The organism is Streptococcus mitis, from assembly GCF_003942795.1.
GTDB classification, from domain to species: Bacteria; Bacillota; Bacilli; order Lactobacillales; family Streptococcaceae; genus Streptococcus; species Streptococcus mitis_BJ.
The window spans coordinates 1-20,802 of the sequence record NZ_RJNY01000004.1; the positions used below are offsets into that span (position 1 = coordinate 1).

Consider the following 20,802-nt stretch of genomic DNA (forward strand, 5'->3'; position numbering starts at 1 on the left):
GTTTTTTTAGCCACAATACACCATAGTCCGTACGGGATTCGAACCCGTGTTACCGCCGTGAAAAGGCGGTGTCTTAACCCCTTGACCAACGGACCTTGAGCTTTTCAACTCTTTCTATTATACCTACTTTTTTACCTTTGTCAAGGACTTTTTTCAGTGAAGTTAATTTTTTCTTTTCTTCACTAATTTAACCACTGCTTCTGTCCGTGCAGTGTGGGGAAACATATCGACCGACTGGATATACTGGAGATCATAGACTTTTACTAGTTTAACTAAATCTCGTGCCAAGGTCGAAACATTGCAGGATACATAGACCATTTTTTCTGGAACATAGGTCAGAATGGTATCCAACAACTTATCATCTAAGCCTGTACGAGGAGGATCGACTATCAAGGCTTCTGCTCGGTAGCCATCACATTAGAACATAAAAAGAGAGGTCGAACCTCTCTAAATTTATTTTTCTTCACTCATTTTTGATTTTACTTCATCATAAGATAGTGCATGAGATTCCTCTTCCACTGTCTCAGGCATTTTTCCTGTCTCGTAAAGAGATTTAATCTGTGTACTATCCAATGTTTCGTATTTCAACAATGCTTCTGCAATCAACTTGTGGGTTTCACGATTTGATTGAATAATTTCAGCTGCTTTATTTCGTGCCTCATTTAATAATAAACGTACTTCTTCATCAATCTCATAGGCTGTTTGTTCTGAAATTGATTTTTGAGGACTTTGTGCACCAAACATAGCATGATTTCCTTCGTATTGAACTGGTCCTAGTTTTTCACTCATACCATATTCAGTGACCATTGCACGCGCCATCTGAGTAGCTTGTTCAAAGTCATTTGAGGCCCCTGTAGTTTGAACATTAAAGATAATTTCTTCAGCTACACGTCCACCCATTAAGCCAGCCAATTGCTCTTTCATATCTTCTTTAGACAGGAGCATTTGATCTTCTTTAGGAAGTGCAATCATGTATCCGCCTGCACGTCCACGTGGTACAATGGTAACTTTATGAACAACACGGGCATTTGACAAGACTAAACCAACAATGGTATGCCCAGCCTCATGATAAGCAACCAATTCACGTTCTCTTTGTGATACTGTTTTATCCTTCTTAGATGGTCCAGCAATCACTCTATCCTCTGCCTCATCAATATCTGAAGCATCAATAATTGATTTGTTGCGACGGGCTGCAACCAAGGCTGCCTCGTTTAGAACATTTTCTAAGTCAGCTCCCACAAAGCCTGGGGTTTGTTGGGCAACTAGTTTCAAATCAACATCGTCTGCCAGAGGTTTATTTTTAGCGTGAACTTTCAAGATTGCTTCACGACCTTTAACATCAGGGCGACCAACCAAGACTTTTCTATCGAAACGTCCTGGGCGGAGAAGAGCTGGATCTAGAACATCTGAACGGTTAGTTGCAGCGATAACGATGATTCCTTCATTTCCCTCAAAACCATCCATCTCAATCAGGAGTTGGTTCAAAGTTTGCTCACGTTCATCATTTCCTCCACCGAGGCCGACACCACGTTGGCGACCAACAGCATCAATTTCATCGATAAAGATGATAGCTGGCGCTGCTTTTTTTGCATCCTCAAAAAGAGAACGAACACGACTTGCACCAACTCCGACAAACATTTCTACAAAGTCAGATCCTGAGATACTAAAGAACGGAACCCCTGCTTCTCCAGCAACTGCCTTAGCAAGTAAGGTCTTACCTGTTCCCGGAGGTCCTTCCAAAAGAACACCCGCAGGAATACGCGCACCAAGTTTTGTAAATCGTTTTGGGTCTTTTAGGAATTCAACAACTTCGACTAATTCTTGTTTTTCTTCCTCAGCACCTGCAACATCTGAGAAACGTACCTTGATATCTTCTTTATTAGCAGCTTTAGCCTTGCTACGTCCAAAACTCATTGGATTTCTACTATTATTTCCTCCCATATTTCCCATCATAGAGAATAGGAAGAAGAAAAGAATAGCAAATGGAACAACAGACACAAGGATATTGATCCACATACCACTTGAACTCTCATGTTTGACTGTAACCTCAGCCTGATGTTCAGAAGCAAGTTTTTGCAATTCTGAAACTGTTGAATCAGACGGAAGAATAGTACTTGAGAATCTTTCTACTGTTGTAGCCGTAGGAGTAAAAAATTGAATTCCTGTTTCCTCTTTACTAGTCTTAGGATTTTTATAAACACCAGACACTTCAATGATGCTACCATTTGGCTGATAGGTTAATTCTTTTACATTGTCTGCTGTAATTTCTTTTACCAATTCTGTATAGTTAATTTTTTCGCTTCGTCCAGCAGTATTTCCAGAGTAAAAATACTGGAATCCTGTCACTAGGAAGAAGATAATTAACAAGTAGAGAAATGGATTTCTAACTAAACCATTATTTTGTTTTTTCATTAAAGATAGATCTTTCTAATTTGAATAAACTTCTTCTTTCAATACTCCGACATAAGGAAGGTTACGATAATTTTCTTTATAATCCAGACCATAACCTACTACAAACTCATTTGGAATAGTAAAACAAGTATAATCCGCTTCAATTTCAACAACACGTCCATCTGGTTTATCCAACAAAGTCGCGATTTTAACAGAAGCTGCTTCTCTTTCAATAAACATATCTCGCAAATTCTTCAAAGTTTGACCTGTATCGATGATATCCTCTACAAATAAAACATGTCTTCCTTTGATATCTTGAGTCACGTCTTGCTTGATATTGATCACACCACTACTTGCTGTTCCACCATGGTAGCTAGATACCATCATGAAGTCCATCTCAATATGCGTATCAATATGTTTGACCAATTCAGCCATAAAAGGAATCGATCCTTTCAAAATTCCAATAAGAATTGGATTTTTCCCCTCATACTCTTTTGTTAGTTGTTCACCTAGCTTTTTAGCTGCTTCTGTAATTTCATCATGTGAAACGAGGATTTTTTTAATATCGTGTTCTAACATCTTTTTACCTATCTATTTTTTCTATATAAAGTACAGTGTTCATTATATCATTTTTCGTGTTTTTACTCAAATTACTGGTCGCAATTCCTAAAATTGAGACAATTTCTCCAAATTGCTCAATAATAGGGGTTGTTTTTCGTTTTTCAATGGGGATTTTCAAATCTATAAATAAACGTCTCAATTTCTTTCGATGCCCATTCAGGATAAGAACATCGCCAGGTTTTCGACATCTAATATATACAGATGTTTCCCGTGAAACCGTTACTTTTTGAACAAAATCCCCTTCAATAGGAATGCCAAAGGAAAATAAATAGCCCATATATCGAACTTGATTTCGATAGTGTAACACAAGTTCATCTTCCTTTTCATCGGCCTGAGGACTGATTTTACAAATTTGAAACTGTTGATACTCTTTTATCAATTCGTAGCCATTTTTAAGAGAATGACGATACTGACTTTTAGTTGCTAAAATCTGTCGAACTTCGGCAAACTGAGCCTTTGTCAGATTTAAGTCTGGAAATTGATTAAGATAGTTCTGGAGCAAGATTCCTTGAGTTTGTTGGGAGTATGAAAATAACTCATTCAAATCTTCAACATCAATTTGTTTCGAAAGCTCCGTTATTGCTGCTTGGTAATCGGAAATCTCCCTTCCAAAATCTAAAAGGGCGGATTTAAGACGAGGATTTTCTTTTTCAAGTTCTGGTATATACCTATTCCGAATGCGATTGCGAAAATAGGTATTTTCCTGATTTGTTTGATCTTCGAAATGAAAAATTGGTGGAAAATCCTTTTTATGAAAAGGCAACAAGGGACGAATGATTTCAATTTCATCAACTACTTGACTTTCTTTTATTCCTGTTAAATGACGTAGCCGACTACCTCGAATCAAGCGCATCAAAATCGTTTCAACTTGATCATCTGCATGGTGGGCAGTAACCAAGGCAGTCGCTCCAACCTCTTTCATGATTTTCCTAAAAAAATCATAACGAAACTCTCGAGCACGCGCTTCTGAAAAGTCTCCTGAAAAGCTTGTGATATAAATAGGAAGTTCAGCTGCATCAGCTAACTTCCTTAGTTCATTTTCCTCCCAGTCAGACTCACTTCTCTGCTTGTGATTGACATGTGCTACAATCAACTCAATTCCCAACTCATTTTGATAAGTAGACAATAGATGGTATAAAAACATCGAATCCAGTCCACCAGACAGAGCTAATAAGACTTTCGAATGTTTTTTGAAATACTCTTTTCGGAGAAAATGATTTAAAAAATCCTGGTCCCTCATTTTAGAACCTCATAGACATCCTTAGCTATCTTAGCAATAGTATCATAATCAGAATTTTTGGTGAAAATGGAAAGAACAAAAGGAGAATCCGTATAAACAATGGCAGTGTCATGTTTAAACTCATCGGCATCTCCAATTTTATGAGCTACCTTAACCGAAACACCTTTTGCGATTCGTTGGTTGTCAAAATCGGTCTTACCTAGAGACTCTAGGACAAAACCATTCTGATTATAAATAGCTTCCATGACCTTTCCAGCCATTTTTGAAGAAGTCAGTTTATCATTCACATCCCAATCTTCACCCATAATGGTGGACATTTTTTCTTTGAAAGCCCCGTCAGATTGATTGGTCACATAATAACCTAAAATATTATGAGCAACATTGTCAGACTCTTTTGTTACCTTGGTAATCAACTGTTGAAGACTGTATTCTTTGTTATCTTCTTTTTTAGGTAAGCTACCACTACCTTCTGGTTTATAGGACCCAGGGAAACTATTTACTTCTGGGATATACTTGAAGCTACTGTCTAGCGTATATTCCCCTTGGTTTATCTTATCTTGAGCATAATAAAGGTAGGCTAGTTTCAAGATGCTAGCTGCATAGAGTTTACTGTCTTCATTCACCCCAGCCTCTTTACCCGTAGTCAGTTGTTTAACATAAATAGAATAATTTTCGTTCTGATAGTTGCTTGATAAAACTTCTTGAACCTTCTGGATGCGATTGTCTTCTTCTGAGGTGAACTCTTTTGATACCCACCCAACTTGATCAATATGAAGAAATTCTTGTCCCTCAGCAAAGAGAGCTCTATCCACTGTTACGCGTTGATAGGGAGAGAAAGAGGAAGAAATTTCTTTCGCATCATAGGGGCTGTTATAGATAATAAACCCTGGCTCCAACCATACTTGCCTATTTTGAGTTTGAACTTGACTTTGATCATAGACCAAGCGCTTATCTGCAAGGATAAACTGGTGATTATCTAATTTAAAAACAGGAACACCTTGTCTATTCAAACGCCATTCTACGATTTTAAAGGGCATTCCAGGAGTCAATTTACCAGACTCCTTGACAAGATCCTCATTAGCATAGACGGATGTTTCTCCATAAACCATTGGAGATTCAAGAGTTTCTTTATAGTAGAATCCATAATCAGACTCGGTTAGATAATAAATTTCTTGTGAAGAGTAAGGAAGCTGTTTTTCTGTGCTAACTACTCTTGAGGTTATGATAAAAGCAGGTAGCAATAAAACTACTAAGAACTTACGCATTCTTCTCTTCCCTTTCTTCTTGTAATCGTAATAAATGGTTTTTAGCTGCCAATTCCTCTAATTTTTCATCTGATAAACTTAAAAATTGCTCAACAACTTCCAATAAATTTTCCATGACATTACCTCGGAAGCAAATCAGGAATTGTGTAAATTGCTTCTCGTTTCTTTGAGTAATAGTACTTGGCGCGTGCATACTTTGCTACATAGTCTTCATCTTTCAACTTTGCAGCAAAGGCGGATTCCTTATCCTTTTCATCACTAAGAGTTTGGTACTGCTCTTTCAACTCTGTTAATTGCTGACGTCGTTGCAGTAACTGATCATAGCTTTGGGCCAAGTTATAAGTTGGTAAAATAAACAACAAGATCATCAAAATAAGGACCCAACCCATAAAACGATTTCGTTTTTGTCTCTCCTTCATCAGGTAACGACGACGTTGATGTTCATTTTGAATAAAAGAATTATTCATCTGTACAATATTTTTAGACATTTTCTTCTACCCGTGTTTCACTGAGAATTTCATACATGCCTGCTGCATCTTCTTTTTTTGTACTATCTTTCATCTCTAGTACTTTAACAAGCAACAACTTATTTCCAAAGCGAATTTCAACTTGGTCATCAACTTTCAAATCCGTTGAACTTTTGGCCAAGATTCCGTTCACCTTGATTCTACCTTTATCTGCTACTTCTTTTGCGACTGTGCGGCGCTTAATAATTCGTGATACTTTTAAATACTTGTCTAATCTCATTTTTATTACCTCAAATTATTATTGTACCATTTTTATCCTTTTTATAGAAGAAAAATGTTAAATGGGATTTGCTTCCTTTGATTCTTTTATCTCTAATAAACTTTCTCCAAAAATCAGCAAACCTTCTAAAATTTCATAATCCTTCTTGTTTCGGACATCAAATACAACTTCCATTAATCCCTTATTCTCAGTTATGGCTGCTTTTAAGTTCGTTGCGGATAAGGCTTTAAAATAATCTTGAGCCAAGAATAGTCGTTGAGTGACTTTTTCAAATTGAACTGTAATCTTATTTTCTTTTCTTTCCACACGTTCTACAAATACCTTGTCAAAATATGACTTGACCAAACCAATCTCTAAAAGATAGGCCACTACGTCTGGGTATTCTCCAAAGCGGTCCATCAACTCTTCTTGTAGTTCTTCATAGTTGACACGATTGTCAATTTGACGAATTTTCTTGTAAATTTCAATCTTATGTCGTTGGTCAGAAATATAAGTATCAGGAAGATAAGCATCAATTTGTAAAATCAACTCAGTATTTCCTTTGATTCTTTTATTCCCATTACCGTTCCGTTTAGCAATAGCTTCCTCTAATAACTGTGAATACAATTCAAAACCAACAGAATCAATGAAACCAGACTGCGATTTTCCTAGGAGATTTCCTGCTCCACGAATCGAAAGATCTCGCATAGCAATCTTAAATCCTGAGCCTAATTCTGTAAATCCCTTAATCGCTTCTAATCTCTTTTCAGAGACTTCACTGATTGATTTTTCTGGACGATACATGAGATAGGCATAAGCAATACGATTACTACGACCGACTCTTCCTCTTAATTGATACAAGGTTGACAAACCCATATGGTCTGCATTTTCAATAAATAAGGTATTGGCATTTGGAATATCTACCCCTGTCTCAATAATAGTAGTCGTCACCAAAATATCATACTGACCTTCAATGAAATCAAGTAGAGTATTTTCCAACTGAATTTCACTCATTTGTCCATGAACATACCCAATCGAAGCCTCTGGAATCAACTCCTGTAATTCCGAAACCTTCTGGTCAATCGTGTCAACCTTATTGTAAAGATAGTAAATTTGACCTCCACGCTCCATTTCACGCAAGACAGCATCACGAATGACACTATCATTCTTCTCTAATACATAGGTTTGAACAGGATAGCGATTGGTTGGAGGAGTTTCAATAACAGACAAATCTCGGATTCCCAGCATAGACATGTGGAGAGTACGAGGGATTGGCGTTGCTGTCAAGGTTAGAACATCTACTTGTTTTTTCAGTTCTTTCAAAGTTTCCTTATGCTTGACACCAAATCGTTGTTCCTCATCAATAATCATCAATCCCAAATCTGAAAACACAACATCTTTTGACAAAACACGATGCGTTCCAATCAAAATATCGACTTGACCATTCTTTAGTTTTTCAAGTGTTTCTGCCTGCTCTTTTTTACTTCTAAAGCGACTCAACACATCAATATTAACAGCAAAATTTTGGAATCGTTCCTTAAAATTCGTATAGTGCTGTTGCGCTAAAACCGTCGTTGGAACTAGAACGACCACCTGTTTGTGATCATTGACTGCCTTAAAAGCAGCACGCATTGCTACTTCAGTCTTCCCAAAACCAACATCTCCAACCAAAAGTCGATCCATGGGGTGAGAATCCTGCATATCTCTCTTGATTTCCTCAATACTACGAAGTTGATCATCCGTTTCAACATAAGGGAAAGCATCATCAAAAGCATGTTGCTCATCATCATCAGCTGAGAAAGCAAACCCCTTCAACTGACTACGCTCAGAATAAAGCTTGATTAAATCGTCAGCTATATCCTCTACTTGTTTCTTAACTTTTTGCTTGGCCTTTTTGAAATGACCATCATTTAATTTATTAAGTTTTGGCGCTTTCCCATCACTTGAAACATATTTAGACAGTAACTGAATCTGCTCTACTGGGATGGAGATTTGGTCACCATTTTGATACTGTACACTGACATAATCACGGTGAATCCCTTTGATTTCAATTGTTTCGATTCCTAAATATTGACCAATTCCATGAATATGGTGAACAACGTAGTCACCTTTTTCAAGTTCATTATAATCTTTTAATCGCTCTGCATTTGAAGTATGTTGTCTTCTAAAACGACGTTTTAATTTCTTTTGAAAAATCTCATGTTCAGTAATCAAGAGAATTTTTTCATCTACAAAATGAAAACCATGTCTTAGATTACCCTCAATCAAATTTACAGATTCTTTACAGATACTTGACTTATCTTTGGAATCCAATTTGATTTGGTATTCCTCTAAAACATCCTCCAATGTTTTACTTCCCATTGAATTGCTAGACTGCAAAATAATAGTGTAGTCCATTTTTTTGTATCGCTCAATTTCTTCTTTTAAAAATGAAAATTGATTGAAAAACTCTTGCATGGGATATTGATTAAATTGATAAATGTGATCAAACTTAAGATTTCCTAAGCCCTTTTGCAGATTGGAGAAAAAGGTAACTGGACTTTGTTTTTTATAGGTTTGCTCTGTATCTGCAAAATACTGCATCCCAGAAAATGATTTACCATTCTGTAAATCTTCTGTAAAGTATTGTGCTAATTCTCTTTCAAAGGATTCATACTGATTCATCAATTTTTGATAGTCATCAAAGAATACTGGTGTATCTTTTTCAATATAATCAAATACAGTCCATGTTTTATCGTAACATAAGGACAAAAACTTTCGACTATCTGAATGTACTTGTTTTTGATGAAAACTTGACAAAATCTCTTCCAAATATGATTTTAAAATTGGTGATAGAGTCTTTGAAATTTGCTTTTCTAAAGCTGACTGTCCTCGTTGATAATCTTTTTCTCTCAAAAGTATGTCGCTAGCTGGAAAGATAGTGAGGTTTGTCTGATTTTCTTTCGATAATTGTGTTTCGACTTCAAAAGTACGAATACCATCTACTTCATCGCCAAAAAACTCGATTCGGAAAGGTTCTAACTGAGACATCTCAAAAATATCTAAAATGTCTCCTCGAATACTAAACTCACCTTGTGTCTGTACTTGAGTAACTTTTCGATATCCAATTTCCTTTAACCGGTGAAGTAGCTCGCGTTGGTCATATTCTTCGCCAACTGCAATTTTTATAGTACTTTCTTTAAATCTAGTCGGAGAGGGTAAAATTAACCGACTCGCTGCGATATTACAAACTAAAATCCCTTTCTTAGACGGATCACTCAAAAAACGCAAGGCCTCAACCCGCGAAATGATTTTTTCTTGCGAAGACATCAAAAACTCTACCATAGGAGAGTCATCAACCAAAAATGGATAGACAAGTTCCTCTCCTAAGAGAGAAAGAAGATCACTGATAATTCGTTCTGCTTCTCCATAAGTTGAAGTCAGTAACACAATCTTATTTTCTTTTTCTAGACTGCTTGCAATTGCAAGAGCCTTGGTAGAAGTTGATAAACCAAGTATTAGTTGTCTTTTCTTATCTATCAGATTTTGATGCCATTTTTTTATCTGGTCATTTTCTGAGAATAAATCTAATAAAGTCACCATTTAGCTGTTATACCTCTGCATTGTTTTCTCAAAGTTTTTCTCTTGTAAATAGTAGTTTACAGCATCGTCAACCTTGTCAATAGACTGTAAAATACCCACATAGTCATCCTGATCAAACTTACTTAAAACATGATGAACAACTGACATGCCTTTTTTAGGTCTTCCAATACCTATTTTAACACGATTAAATACTTGGGTTCCAATATGTTGAATAATAGACTTGATACCATTATGACCACCTGCTGAACCCTTTGCTCTTAAACGAATTTTCCCAACTTCCATGTCAAGATCATCGTAAATGACGAGTAAATCTTCAATATCCAAACCATAGTAAGTCAATAAAGCATGAACCGCTTTTCCACTTTCATTCATAAATGTTGTTGGTTTGACGAGATAAATTTTTTCTCCATTGAGGAAAAAAGATGCTAGGTCAGCTTGAAATATCTTGTCATGTGTAAAAGTGACATTTTGTTTTTTAGCGATTTGGTCAATCAACATAAAGCCAACATTGTGTTTGGTTTCAAAATATTTATCCCCTGGATTTCCTAATCCAACAAGTAATTTAGTCATTTATTTTCCTTTCAAAAGCCAAAAGGGTTGGAATTTTTTTCCAACCTAATTGACACTATTTATTAAATGTTATTAAACGTTAAAGCGGAATTCCATGATATCGCCATCTTGAACGATATATTCTTTACCTTCTTCACGCAAGCGTCCAGCTTCTTTTACAGCCTTTTCAGATCCATATTTCACTAGATCCTCATATGACATTGTTACTGCACGAATAAACCCTTTTTCAAAGTCTGAGTGGATAATACCAGCTGCTTGAGGAGCTTTCATCCCTCGCTTAAAGGTCCAAGCACGGACTTCTTTTTCACCAGCTGTGAAGTAAGTTCCAAGCCCAAGCAAGTGATAGGCTGCACGAGTCAACTTGTCAACACCTGATTCTGTCAAGCCAAGTGCTTCAAGAAACTCTTGCTTATCTTCATCATCTAACTCAGAAATTTCTTCCTCAGCACGCGCGGAAATAACTACTACTTCTGCATTTTCTGTCGCTGCAAATTCTCGAATTTGTTTCACATAGTCGATAGAATCTGGATCTGAAACGACATCCTCATCCACATTCGCTACATAAAGAACTGGTTTAGTCGTCAAAAGGAAGAGACTTTTGACGACTTTTTGCTCTTCATCTGTGAATTCAATGGTACGAGCTGATTTTCCATCTTCAAGGACTGGTTTAATCTTTTGAAGAACGTTAAACTCTGCTACTGATTCTTTATCTTTTTGCGTACGTGCCATCTTTTCTACACGCGCATAGCGTTTATTAACTGATTCTAAGTCCGCAAGAATCAACTCCAGGTTAATGGTATCAATATCTGCAAGTGGATCCACAAAGGCGTCTTCACGTCCTTGTTCGCGCATCACATTTTCATCATCAAAAGCACGAACTACGTGAACAATCGCATCTACTTCACGAATATTGGCCAAAAATTTATTTCCTAGACCTTCTCCTTTTGATGCTCCTTTTACAATCCCTGCAATATCTGTAAATTCAAATGTTGTGGGAACTGTCTTTTTAGGAGTAATCATTTCCGTTAGTTTTTGTAGGCGTTCATCTGGAACTTCTACCATCCCAACATTTGGATCGATAGTCGCAAATGGGTAGTTTGCCGCCTCTGCTCCTGCTTTTGTAATTGCATTAAAAAGGGTTGATTTACCAACGTTTGGCAAACCAACGATACCTGCTGTTAAAGCCATAGTTTCTCATTCTCCGTTCTCATTTCAATCCCTAACATTATAACACAAAAAGGGAAAACTTGCTAACTCTCTAACTAAGGGTTCTTAGTCAATAATCTTATTCATTTTTCGTTCAAAATCATAGCGACTCATCATGACAAGGTGGTCACAATTGCTACATTTGATTTTGATATCTGCCCCTACACGAGTGATTTCCCAACGATTAGCTTTTTTTCCTGTTGATTTGATTATGCAAGCATGAGGCTTTTTCATCTCAACAAAATTTCCAACTTGATACATACTATTCTCCTTTTCTTTTTCGATTATATCATAAAAGAGGCGAGCCAGGCTCAACCTCTTTTACTTAATTTGTACGAACGGGTGTAATCAGCTGCATGAAATCTTCGTCAGTATCTGCTGGCACAAGAGTAAATGGACGAACAGCTGAGATAAAGCTAATAGTTACCTTTTCGCTATTTAAAGCCTTGAGGGAATCAATCAAGTAAGTTGGGTTAAAACTAATAGTTAAATCATCCCCAGTCACCTGCTCCGTATCGATTTCTTCGTTTACTTTACCAACTTCTGGAGAGTGAACATGGGCGCTAACAACTCCACCTTTAATTTCAAGCTTCACAGTACCATTTTGAGTCGCACTTGATAAGAGACGAGCACGCTCCATAGATTGACGCAAATTAACCACATCAAAAGTAATTGTAGTATTAAAGTCTGTTGGAATCAAACGATCTGTATCAGGATAATTACCTTCTAGGAGACGAGTGTAGAAGCTAATATTTTCGCTTCTAAAGAGGATTTGATTATTTGCAAAGAAAATCTCTACAGTTTCAATATCATCTGTAAATACCGCTGAAAATTCGCGTAGAGAACGACTAGGAATTACTACATCGAAATCATCACCATTTTTTTCAAGAGTCAATTTCTTCTGGCTAAGACGGTGTGAGTCTGTCGCAACTGTTTTTAGTTCCTTGTGTTGGCTCAATACAAAATGAACACCTGTTAAGATTGGACGACTTTCTTGCGTACTTGCAGCAAATGCTGTTTCATTGATAATTTTCTTGAGTAGTTTGGTTTCAAGAACCAAAGGTGTGCTTGCAGAAATTTCTTGGATTCGTGGGTACTGTTCGCTATCTTTTCCTTTTAGAGTAATTTCTGATTTGCCACTGGTTAAGACAATTTGTTTTTGTTCAATCTCTTTGAAATCTAGCGTTACATCTGGAAGACTGGATACAACATTGATAAAGAAAGAGGCTTCAAGAAGAATCGAACCTAATGAAGTAATCAAAAGACCAGCATCTTCATTCTTTTGAGAAATGAAATTTTCAATGGAGATTTGCCCATTTGATCCAATTAAAGTAATTCCTTCATTGGTAACGTCAATTTTGATTGTTGATAAAATTGGAATAGCATTTTTAGAGCTTATTGCTCTTTTTGTGGTATTTAAGGCTTGTAGAAATAAATTTTTATTAATTGAAAAATGAATCATGGATTCTCCTTTATTTATTTTTAGTATTAGAAAGTTAATAGTAATAATAGAGTCTGTGAATTCTGTGGAAAACTGGGTGTTGTTTAGTAAATTCAAGCTTTGGAGCTTGTTTAAAAAATGTGTATAAAAAAGATAAGAAAGGAAAACTTATCCACAAGCTACTTGATTTTCTTTTTGATTGCTTCTATTTCTAAACGTAAATTATCGTCTTCGTCAATCAGTGATTTAATTTTGGCATGGGCATGAATAACGGTGGTGTGATCCTTTCCGCCAAATTCTTTTCCGATTTTTGGAAGACTGTTATCTGTCAGTTCCCTAGCTAGATACATGGCAACCTGACGTGCCAAAACGATGTTTTGAACTCGTCTCGTCCCTTTCATTTCTTTGACGCTCACTCCATAAAAATTACCAACTTTAGTTTGGATTTTCTCAATTGGAATAACAAGTATCTGGCGGGCGTCTTGTTTACGTGCTCTAATAGCTTCCGCAGCAATATCAATAGTGATATCCTTAATTTTCTTTACTCTGGCAATTAAAGTGATATCGTTGATTGCTCCTTCTAATTCTCGAACATTTGAATCAAATTGGCCAGCCAAGTATTCCAGAGTATCACTTTGGAAATGGTAATCCAAATGCTCTGTTTTACTTTGAAGAATGGCAATACGTGTCTCAAAGTCAGGAGGAGTGATATTTTGCGTCAATCCCCAGCTAAAGCGCGTGACAAGTCTTTCCTCAAGGCCTTCTAGGTGTTTAGGACTACGATCACTGGTTAGGACAATCTGTTTCTGCTTATCATGAAGAGCATTGAAGGTATTGAAAAATTCTTCCTGGGTCGCGACTTTTTTGCCACTGAGAGATTGGATATCATCGATCAACAAGAGATCAAGGCTACGGTAAGTTTTTTTGAACTTTTCCATTTCCCCAAGTCGCAAGTGTTCAAGAAAGTCATTGATAAAGCTTTCGGCAGGAATGTACTTGACACGCGCATCAGGAATATTTTTCAAAATCTCATTTCCAATCGCATTGAGTAAGTGAGTCTTTCCAAGACCAGGTCCTCCATAGATGAAAAGAGGATTATAGGTCAGAGCTAAATCTTCAGATACAGCTAGTGCAGCAGACACCGCCCAAACATTCCCATCACCTTGAATAAAGTTATCAAAGGTATATTTTTCTTTTAATCCTGTTTCAGAATAGGGAATCGTTGGTAGTGCAGGTGTGTAATCGTAAGTAGAGACACTATTCGTATCATTTACTTGAGGAGATTCTGTACTCTGAGGTTTAGTGAAAATATAGTGAGGTTTGATTTCAGAATCATAAATTTCAAAACCAGCAGCAACAATAATATCTTTTAATTGCTTCTCCCACACCATTTCCATCTCTGATCTCGGTAGAAATATAGTAGCTGTGTTTTCTTCTACTTTGATGAGTTCAGCAGGTGTAGCATAGAAATCATACATAGATCGAGTCAATCTTTCTTGAGCAAATTCTAAAATACGATTCCAAAATTGCTTTTCTTTCAACTAATTTTCCTCCTTTACTATGATTTTAGTAGTTTAGTGCTAGACTTATTTTACCATAGATAGTAGGATTTTTCCACAGATTGGGGAAAAGAATCCACAATGTTAGTAGTATTTATCCACAGGTTGGGGATAAATAGGAAAATCCTTGATTTAATAGGGTTTTTGATAAGAAAATTGGTGGATAAATTTGTGGGTTGAGAAAATAAAAGAACAGCCTTATTTCAGGCTGTTAATAATTCTATCGTATTCTTCTTGACTTGAAAAGGAGATAATAATCTTTCCAGTATCTTTTTTTGAAAGTTTAATTTCTACACTTAAACCGAGTAGTTTTTTTAATTTATCTTCTTCGTCTTTGATGAAAGAATCACTTTTTTTTTGCTTCTTTTGTTTTTTCTCTGTAAGAAGTGCTTCTAACTTTCTCACAGAAATATCTTCATTTTTGATTAGTTGGAAGAAATAGTCTTGCTGCTCTTTGTCTAAACCAATTAGAGAACGTGCATGCGCTTGAGAAATTTTTCCATTTTCTACTTCTGTTAAGATATATTCTGGTAGGGAAAGTAAACGAATAAAATTAGTGATATAAGGACGAGATTTCCCCATTTTATCCGCTATCTCAGTGTGAGTAAATCCTTTTTCTACTAAAGATTCGTAGGCGCGTGCCTCTTCAACAGGATTTAAATTTTCTCTCTGCAGATTCTCAATGATAGATTGAATCATCATTTCCTGATCTGAGAGGTGCTTTACAACGGCTGGGATAGAGGTCAGACCAGCCAAGAGAGAAGCCCGATATCGTCTCTCTCCTGCAAGGATTTCATAACCAATTACAGGAGATTGACGAACGATGATTGGTTGGATGAGCCCATTTTCTTTGATTGACTGAGCTAATTCTTTTAATTTTTCTACATCAAATTCTTTCCGAGGTTGGTAAGGATTTTTTTGTATTTCAGAGATAGAAATCATTTCAAATTTTTCCATGATTCTACACTAACATATCTTTTACTTTCTGTAAAGTTTTCTTTACACTGATGTCAATTAACGTTCCAAATCACCAGAATTCTTATCTAGTTTTATAGAGGTTGTTTCCTCTTTACCATTACGGTAGTAGGTTATTTTTATAGTGTCTCCAATAGCATGGTTGTAAAGAGCATGTTGTAAGTCTGTTGATGAAGTAATCTCTTTGTCATCAACTTTAGTAATGACATCGTATTTTTGAAGATGTCCATTTGCAGGCATGTTACTTTGAACAGATCGAACAACTACACCTGAGGTGAGGCCACTTGGAATGTTTAGTTTTCTAAGATCATTAGCTCCAACGTTGGACAGATTGACCATTTGGATTCCAAGAGCAGGACGAGTCACTTTACCATCACTTTCAAGCTGTTTAATGATATTTTGTACATCGTTTGAAGGAATTGCAAAACCAAGACCTTCTACAGATGTTCCACCATTACTTGCAATCTTACTTGATGTAATACCAATTACTTGTCCTTGAATATTTACAAGAGGACCACCAGAGTTACCAGGGTTAATGGCCGTATCTGTTTGAATGGCTTTTGTTGAAATAGCTTGACCATCTTCAGATTTTAGAGAAACATTCCGATTAAGACTTGAGATGATTCCCTGTGTAACTGTATTAGCATATTCTGAACCTAAAGGACTACCGATAGCAATCGCTGTTTCTCCAACGTTAAGTTGGCTTGAATCACCAAATTCTGCCACTGTTGTAACTTTTTCTGAAGAAATTTTTACGACAGCAATATCAGAGAAGGTATCCGATCCAATAATTTCACCAGGGACTTTTGTACCATCAGCTAAACGGATATCGACTTTTGAAGCTCCGTTAATAACGTGAGTATTTGTTACAATATAAGCATCATTTTCGTTCTTTTTATAGATGACACCTGATCCTTCACTTGCAATCTGTTGATTATCCGTATCAGAATTTGATTCTTCAGTTCCAAATACACTACTTTGTTTATTAGCAGAGTAAGTAATGACTGATACAACAGCATCCTTAATTTTATTCACTGCTTGAGTAGTTGAGTTTTCATTCTTGTATGATGTTTGAGTTACAGTGCCAGAATTATTATTTGTAGCTTGATTTCCTTGTTTTTGATAAAGTTGTAATGTTACAAAACTTCCTAGTGCACCACTCAAAAATCCTATCAGAATAATTACAAGAAAAGTAACTCCTTTTTTGTAAAATTTTTGTAAGTGTTTCATAAACGCCTCCGTTTGCTATTGTTTGTCAAGATTATAAACCTATTAACTTAATCTAAGCTTAAAAGTTTTACACAAGTTGTGGATAACTCACCTTATTCTGTGAATTTTATAGTATTTTTGGATGATTTTCATGTGCATAAGATGTGAAATAAAGTGTGGATATGATAGAATAGAAGAATGAAAATAAAAGTTGTAACAGTAGGAAAACTGAAAGAGAAATACTTAAAAGATGGTATTGCTGAGTATACCAAACGAATTTCACGTTTCGCTAAATTAGAAATGATTGAGCTCGCTGATGAGAAGACACCTGACAAAGCCAGTGAATTAGAAAATCAAAAAATTTTGGAAACAGAAGGCGCAAGAATTCTTTCTAAGGTTGGAGAAAGAGACTTTGTCGTTGTACTAGCAATTGAAGGAAAAACATTCTCCTCAGAAGATTTTAGTAAGCAACTAGAGCAGGCTTCTATCAAAGGTTACTCAATTCTTACTTTTATTATTGGAGGAAGTTTAGGTCTAGCTCCTATTGTAAAAAATAGGGCCAATCTTTCTGTCAGTTTTGGACGTCTGACATTACCACATCAGTTAATGAGATTGGTTCTTGTTGAACAAATTTACCGTGCTTTTACAATTCAACAGGGTTCTCCTTACCACAAATAGAAGATTGACTTAGCTCTTGTTTTTTGATAGAATGGTCATGTTAGGTCTCATAGCTCAGCTGGATAGAGCATTCGCCTTCTAAGCGAACGGTCGCAGGTTCGAATCCTGCTGGGATCAATGTTAGATGCGAAGCTGGGATTCATCCCAGCTTTTTTCTTAAAAAAGTGCGTTTCAGGTGCAAAAATGTACAGTTGAGAAAAATTTTTTCTTACATGATCTTCATTTTGTATAATAGTTTTGTAAGTTAACTTACAAGAAAAAAAATAATACAGGAGATTTCATTATGAAAAATACAGAAAAATTGGAACAATTTAAAGAGGTAACAGAGGCAGAATTGCAAGAAATTCGAGGTGGAGACTGGAGAATTTCAGAATCGATTCGTAATCTTATTTTTCCAAGAAAAAAGTAATGAAATAAAGGTAGTGAGTAATGGATTTATTTGGATTAGGGATAGCTATTTTTTATTTTCTCATCATTAGCAAAAGTTATGAATGGATTTGTAAAGTAAATAGAAAAGAACAAATTGTTTTTTTGTGTTACACATGCATATCAGTTTTGATACTCGAAGAAATTATTACTCTAGTATATTCTGATAGTTTTGCTTTGTCTAAATTTTTATTTCCTTTGGTTGTGTACCCTTATTTAAGAAAGTTAAAGAAGTATGAAAAATATAAAGGGATTTTTATTAGTTTACTACTATCCTTATTATATCATAGTACCCATACTTTTATATCCGTAACATTATCTTCTATAATGGGTGATGGTCTTGTATTACAATATAAAAGTATATTCTTTTTAGTAGTATTATTGTTGACTTATTTTATTATTATAAAAATAAGTCGTTATTTCCACTTAGAAATAACANATTTTGACAAAGATTACCTCTACCCTTTTTTAAAAAAAGTGATAGTTGCTTTTTTCGGATTGCATATCTTATTGTTCTTTTCAGATATAGTAAGTACGATTCATCACTTAAATAGCTTCGGAAGTATTTTATCAACCATTGTTTTTATCTGTCTGCTATTAGTTTTCTTTGCAATGAATTCTTATAAGGTTCAAATTGAAAAAGAGATTGCCCTAAAGCAGAAGAAATTTGAACAAAAGTATTTACAAACTTATACAGATGAGATTGTGGGTTTGTATAATGAGATTCGAGGTTTTCGTCATGACTATGCAGGGATGCTTGTCAGCATGCAAATGGTGATTGACAGCGGAGATTTACACGAAATTGACAGGATTTACAACGAAGTCCTAGTAAAAGCAAATCAGAAATTGAGGTCAGACAAATATACTTACTTTGATTTAAACAACATAGAAGATTCGGCTTTACGAAGTTTAATTGCTCAATCAATTGTCTATGCACGAAATAATGATGTAGAGTTTACATTGGAAGTAAAAGATGTTATTACTAGATTGTCAATGGATTTACTTGATCTTGTTCGCATCATGAGCATTCTATTAAATAATGCTGTTGAAGGTGCTGCAGATAGTTACTTGAAACAAATGGAAGTTGCAGTCATTAAAATGGATTTTGAAACAGTTATAGTTATCCAGAATTCATGCAAAATCACTATGACGCCTTCAGAGGACCTATTTGCCTTAGGTTTCTCTACCAAGGGAAGAAACAGGGGTCTAGGACTTAATAATGTCAAAGAGATTTTAGATAAGTATGACAATATTATTTTAGAAACTGAGATGGAAGATAACACATTTAGACAAATTATTAGATTTAAGAGGGAATTTGAATGAAAGTATTAATTTTAGAAGATGTTATTGAACATCAAGTGAGACTAGAGAGAATATTGAATGAAATCTCTGAAGAATCGAATATTCCTATTTCATATAAGACAACAGGAAAAGTTCGTGAGTTTAAGGAATATATCGAAAATGATGAAGTAAACCAGCTTTATTTCCTAGATATCGATATTCATGGAATCGAGAAAAAAGGCTTTGAAGTGGCTCAGTTTATCCGTCATCACAATCCCTATGCTATTATTGTCTTTATTACCAGTCGATCTGAATTTGCTACCTTAACGTACAAATACCAGGTATCAGCTCTAGATTTTGTTGATAAAGACATCAATGATGAATTGTTTAAAAAACGTATCGAGCAGAGTATTTTTTATACTAAGAGTATGTTACTTGAAAACGAAGATGTTGTAGACTATTTTGATTACAACTATAAGGGAAATGATTTAAAAATTCCTTACCATGATATTTTGTATATCGAAACCACAGGTGTTTCTCATAAACTGCGAATTATCGGGAAGAATTTTGCCAAAGAGTTCTATGGAACCATGACAGATATTCAGGAAAAGGACAAACATACCCAGCGATTTTATTGCTCCCATAAATCTTTCCTTGTCAATGTGGGAAATGTGAGAGAAATTGATCGAAAAAATTTAGAAGTTGTTTTTTATGAAGATCATCGTTGTCCCATTACCCGTTTGAAAGTTCGTAAACTAAAAGATATTCTAGAGAAAAAATCTAAAAAGTGATTGACAATCAGTAAGAAATTGATATAATGGTTATATCTGCTACAGATAGATGGTCCGTTGGTCAAGGGGTTAAGACACCGCCTTTTCACGGCGGTAACACGGGTTCGAATCCCGTACGGACTATTTTATCCGCCATAGCTCAGTTGGTAGTAGCGCATGACTGTTAATCATGATGTCGTAGGTTCGAGTCCTACTGGCGGAGTTAGATAAAAAGAACACCAGATGGTGTTCTTTTTTGTTCTTAGTTGGTATCACCTAGCATTTTCATAAGGAAGTCTGTCATTTCTTGTGGACTTTCTTTTTTCCCATGAGCAATCCAAGTTTGACAAACTCCAAATAGAGCATTTGTTAGATAAATGCTACTATATTCTAATTCAATTGAATTTAGTTGTAGTTGCATAAAACGCTTCTGAAGATCCGTGCTCAGCATGATATGAAGCTTATTTCTTAAGAAATTTTGGATCTCTTTGGTGCCATTTTCAGATAAAAGAGCAGCTAATAATGGTTCAGACTCTAAATAGTCAAATACTTCTAAAATAGCATCTTTTTTATGATGAGCATGTTTTTGGAAGATATACTCAAACGTATGAAATAACTTACTTTGATAGTGTTCAATCATATCATACTTATCCTTGTAATGGGTATAGAAGCTAGAACGACTAATTCCAGCTTTTTCTGCTAATTTAATTGTAGTAATTTGATCGAAGGGGTGATCCATCAATAATTGAACCATGGCATTTTCAATATTTCTCTTTGTTTTTAATCGTTTGTTACTTTCTTTCATATTTTCTCCTTATGAACAATTTAGACTATATGTCTAAAAAATATTTTTTTATCTTGT

At 35.5% G+C, this 20,802-nt stretch carries 20 protein-coding genes, 4 tRNA genes and 1 pseudogene; 7 read left to right on the top strand and 18 right to left on the bottom strand.

The genetic code is table 11. The features are described 5' to 3' along the window. Positions 1–23: 23 nt before the first annotated feature. From D8847_RS02685 to D8847_RS02760, 17 genes and pseudogenes are all read right to left on the bottom strand, one after another. A tRNA-Glu gene (locus tag D8847_RS02685) sits at positions 24–95 on the bottom strand. A 67-nt stretch (positions 96–162) separates the two neighbouring features. Beyond that, positions 163–414 (bottom strand): annotated as a pseudogene (locus D8847_RS02690) (23S rRNA (uracil-5-)-methyltransferase RumA); the annotation flags it as partial. Between the two features lie 39 nt (positions 415–453). Next, a complete protein-coding gene (gene ftsH / locus D8847_RS02695) occupies positions 454–2,412 on the bottom strand; it encodes an ATP-dependent zinc metalloprotease FtsH (RefSeq protein WP_084874658.1) in 1,959 nt (652 codons plus the stop codon). Positions 2,413–2,427: 15 nt separating this feature from the next. Next, on the bottom strand, positions 2,428–2,970 hold the full coding sequence (gene hpt, locus D8847_RS02700; protein WP_125840516.1) for a hypoxanthine phosphoribosyltransferase: 543 nt from the start codon (positions 2,968–2,970) through the stop codon (positions 2,428–2,430). A gap of 4 nt (positions 2,971–2,974) precedes the next feature. Further along, positions 2,975–4,252, bottom strand: coding sequence for a tRNA lysidine(34) synthetase TilS (gene tilS, locus D8847_RS02705; protein WP_125840517.1), 1,278 nt, complete (start codon positions 4,250–4,252; stop codon positions 2,975–2,977). Further along, positions 4,249–5,517, bottom strand: a complete 1,269-nt coding sequence (locus D8847_RS02710) for a serine hydrolase (protein WP_125840518.1) — start codon at positions 5,515–5,517, stop codon at positions 4,249–4,251. Before D8847_RS02710 ends, tilS begins: the two co-directional genes overlap by 4 nt. Further along, positions 5,510–5,632, bottom strand: a complete 123-nt coding sequence (locus D8847_RS10750) for an SP_0009 family protein (protein ID WP_000429343.1) — start codon at positions 5,630–5,632, stop codon at positions 5,510–5,512. The genes D8847_RS02710 and D8847_RS10750 overlap by 8 nt, the downstream gene beginning before the upstream one ends. 4 nt (positions 5,633–5,636) lie before the next feature. After that, positions 5,637–6,005, bottom strand: coding sequence for a septum formation initiator family protein (locus D8847_RS02715; protein WP_000041922.1), 369 nt, complete (start codon positions 6,003–6,005; stop codon positions 5,637–5,639). After that, positions 5,998–6,264, bottom strand: a complete 267-nt coding sequence (locus D8847_RS02720; protein WP_001234975.1) for an RNA-binding S4 domain-containing protein — start codon at positions 6,262–6,264, stop codon at positions 5,998–6,000. The genes D8847_RS02715 and D8847_RS02720 overlap by 8 nt, the downstream gene beginning before the upstream one ends. Before the next feature lie 57 nt (positions 6,265–6,321). Next, positions 6,322–9,825, bottom strand: a complete 3,504-nt coding sequence (mfd, locus tag D8847_RS02725; protein WP_125840519.1) for a transcription-repair coupling factor — start codon at positions 9,823–9,825, stop codon at positions 6,322–6,324. Then, positions 9,826–10,395: an aminoacyl-tRNA hydrolase gene (gene pth, locus D8847_RS02730; RefSeq protein WP_125840520.1), complete on the bottom strand. Its 570-nt coding sequence runs from the start codon at positions 10,393–10,395 to the stop codon at positions 9,826–9,828. Positions 10,396–10,467: 72 nt separating this feature from the next. Continuing rightward, positions 10,468–11,583, bottom strand: coding sequence for a redox-regulated ATPase YchF (ychF, locus tag D8847_RS02735; RefSeq protein ID WP_061452249.1), 1,116 nt, complete (start codon positions 11,581–11,583; stop codon positions 10,468–10,470). Between the two features lie 84 nt (positions 11,584–11,667). After that, positions 11,668–11,862, bottom strand: a complete 195-nt coding sequence (locus D8847_RS02740) for a DUF951 domain-containing protein (protein WP_000285178.1) — start codon at positions 11,860–11,862, stop codon at positions 11,668–11,670. Positions 11,863–11,926: 64 nt separating this feature from the next. After that, positions 11,927–13,063 carry a DNA polymerase III subunit beta gene (gene dnaN, locus D8847_RS02745; RefSeq protein ID WP_000581146.1) on the bottom strand — a complete coding sequence of 379 codons (1,137 nt, stop codon included), beginning with the start codon at positions 13,061–13,063 and terminating at the stop codon, positions 11,927–11,929. Between the two features lie 158 nt (positions 13,064–13,221). Beyond that, positions 13,222–14,583 (bottom strand): chromosomal replication initiator protein DnaA, encoded by a 1,362-nt coding sequence (dnaA, locus tag D8847_RS02750; protein WP_125840521.1) that lies wholly within the window; start codon positions 14,581–14,583, stop codon positions 13,222–13,224. Between the two features lie 216 nt (positions 14,584–14,799). Continuing rightward, positions 14,800–15,558, bottom strand: a complete 759-nt coding sequence (locus D8847_RS02755) for a ParB/RepB/Spo0J family partition protein (RefSeq protein WP_125840522.1) — start codon at positions 15,556–15,558, stop codon at positions 14,800–14,802. A gap of 57 nt (positions 15,559–15,615) precedes the next feature. Next, entirely contained in the window at positions 15,616–16,806 is a 1,191-nt protein-coding gene (locus D8847_RS02760; protein ID WP_000681812.1) for a S1C family serine protease, read from the bottom strand. A gap of 177 nt (positions 16,807–16,983) precedes the next feature. Between D8847_RS02760 and rlmH the strand changes: the two genes are divergently transcribed. The 7 genes from rlmH to D8847_RS02795 all read left to right on the top strand — a co-directional run bounded on the left by rlmH (position 16,984) and on the right by D8847_RS02795 (position 20,163). Continuing rightward, positions 16,984–17,463: a 23S rRNA (pseudouridine(1915)-N(3))-methyltransferase RlmH gene (rlmH, locus tag D8847_RS02765; RefSeq protein ID WP_125840523.1), complete on the top strand. Its 480-nt coding sequence runs from the start codon at positions 16,984–16,986 to the stop codon at positions 17,461–17,463. Positions 17,464–17,506: 43 nt separating this feature from the next. Continuing rightward, positions 17,507–17,580: transfer RNA gene (locus tag D8847_RS02770), tRNA-Arg, on the top strand. A 166-nt stretch (positions 17,581–17,746) separates the two neighbouring features. After that, positions 17,747–17,872 (top strand): competence-stimulating peptide ComC, encoded by a 126-nt coding sequence (comC, locus tag D8847_RS02775; RefSeq protein ID WP_125840524.1) that lies wholly within the window; start codon positions 17,747–17,749, stop codon positions 17,870–17,872. Positions 17,873–17,892: 20 nt separating this feature from the next. Further along, the gene (comD, locus tag D8847_RS02780) at positions 17,893–19,212 is read left to right on the top strand and encodes a competence system sensor histidine kinase ComD (protein ID WP_125840525.1); all 1,320 of its coding nucleotides are present in this window, start codon (positions 17,893–17,895) and stop codon (positions 19,210–19,212) included. Further along, positions 19,209–19,961, top strand: a complete 753-nt coding sequence (comE, locus tag D8847_RS02785) for a competence system response regulator transcription factor ComE (RefSeq protein WP_000866079.1) — start codon at positions 19,209–19,211, stop codon at positions 19,959–19,961. Before comD ends, comE begins: the two co-directional genes overlap by 4 nt. A 51-nt stretch (positions 19,962–20,012) precedes the next feature. Then, positions 20,013–20,084: transfer RNA gene (locus D8847_RS02790), tRNA-Glu, on the top strand. 5 nt (positions 20,085–20,089) lie between these two features. Beyond that, positions 20,090–20,163: transfer RNA gene (locus D8847_RS02795), tRNA-Asn, on the top strand. Between the two features lie 39 nt (positions 20,164–20,202). Here D8847_RS02795 and D8847_RS02800 read toward each other — a convergent pair. Further along, positions 20,203–20,745, bottom strand: a complete 543-nt coding sequence (locus D8847_RS02800; protein WP_125840526.1) for a TetR/AcrR family transcriptional regulator — start codon at positions 20,743–20,745, stop codon at positions 20,203–20,205. Between the last annotated feature and the right edge of the window lie 57 nt (positions 20,746–20,802).

What these genes read in the sequence shown, in the direction of transcription:
- D8847_RS10750 (WP_000429343.1), bottom strand. Translation starts at nt 5,632, where the DNA reads ATGGAAAATTTATTGGAAGTTGTTGAGCAATTTTTAAGTTTATCAGAT.
- pth (WP_125840520.1), bottom strand. Translation starts at nt 10,395, where the DNA reads ATGACTAAATTACTTGTTGGATTAGGAAATCCAGGGGATAAATATTTT.
- D8847_RS02720 (WP_001234975.1), bottom strand. Translation starts at nt 6,264, where the DNA reads ATGAGATTAGACAAGTATTTAAAAGTATCACGAATTATTAAGCGCCGC.
- hpt (WP_125840516.1), bottom strand. Translation starts at nt 2,970, where the DNA reads ATGTTAGAACACGATATTAAAAAAATCCTCGTTTCACATGATGAAATT.
- comC (WP_125840524.1), top strand. Translation starts at nt 17,747, where the DNA reads ATGAAAAATACAGAAAAATTGGAACAATTTAAAGAGGTAACAGAGGCA.
- mfd (WP_125840519.1), bottom strand. Translation starts at nt 9,825, where the DNA reads ATGGTGACTTTATTAGATTTATTCTCAGAAAATGACCAGATAAAAAAA.
- ftsH (WP_084874658.1), bottom strand. Translation starts at nt 2,412, where the DNA reads ATGAAAAAACAAAATAATGGTTTAGTTAGAAATCCATTTCTCTACTTG.
- D8847_RS02755 (WP_125840522.1), bottom strand. Translation starts at nt 15,558, where the DNA reads ATGGAAAAATTTGAAATGATTTCTATCTCTGAAATACAAAAAAATCCT.
- tilS (WP_125840517.1), bottom strand. Translation starts at nt 4,252, where the DNA reads ATGAGGGACCAGGATTTTTTAAATCATTTTCTCCGAAAAGAGTATTTC.
- D8847_RS02710 (WP_125840518.1), bottom strand. Translation starts at nt 5,517, where the DNA reads ATGCGTAAGTTCTTAGTAGTTTTATTGCTACCTGCTTTTATCATAACC.
- D8847_RS02760 (WP_000681812.1), bottom strand. Translation starts at nt 16,806, where the DNA reads ATGAAACACTTACAAAAATTTTACAAAAAAGGAGTTACTTTTCTTGTA.
- D8847_RS02740 (WP_000285178.1), bottom strand. Translation starts at nt 11,862, where the DNA reads ATGTATCAAGTTGGAAATTTTGTTGAGATGAAAAAGCCTCATGCTTGC.
- D8847_RS02800 (WP_125840526.1), bottom strand. Translation starts at nt 20,745, where the DNA reads ATGAAAGAAAGTAACAAACGATTAAAAACAAAGAGAAATATTGAAAAT.
- ychF (WP_061452249.1), bottom strand. Translation starts at nt 11,583, where the DNA reads ATGGCTTTAACAGCAGGTATCGTTGGTTTGCCAAACGTTGGTAAATCA.
- rlmH (WP_125840523.1), top strand. Translation starts at nt 16,984, where the DNA reads ATGAAAATAAAAGTTGTAACAGTAGGAAAACTGAAAGAGAAATACTTA.
- D8847_RS02715 (WP_000041922.1), bottom strand. Translation starts at nt 6,005, where the DNA reads ATGTCTAAAAATATTGTACAGATGAATAATTCTTTTATTCAAAATGAA.
- dnaN (WP_000581146.1), bottom strand. Translation starts at nt 13,063, where the DNA reads ATGATTCATTTTTCAATTAATAAAAATTTATTTCTACAAGCCTTAAAT.
- comE (WP_000866079.1), top strand. Translation starts at nt 19,209, where the DNA reads ATGAAAGTATTAATTTTAGAAGATGTTATTGAACATCAAGTGAGACTA.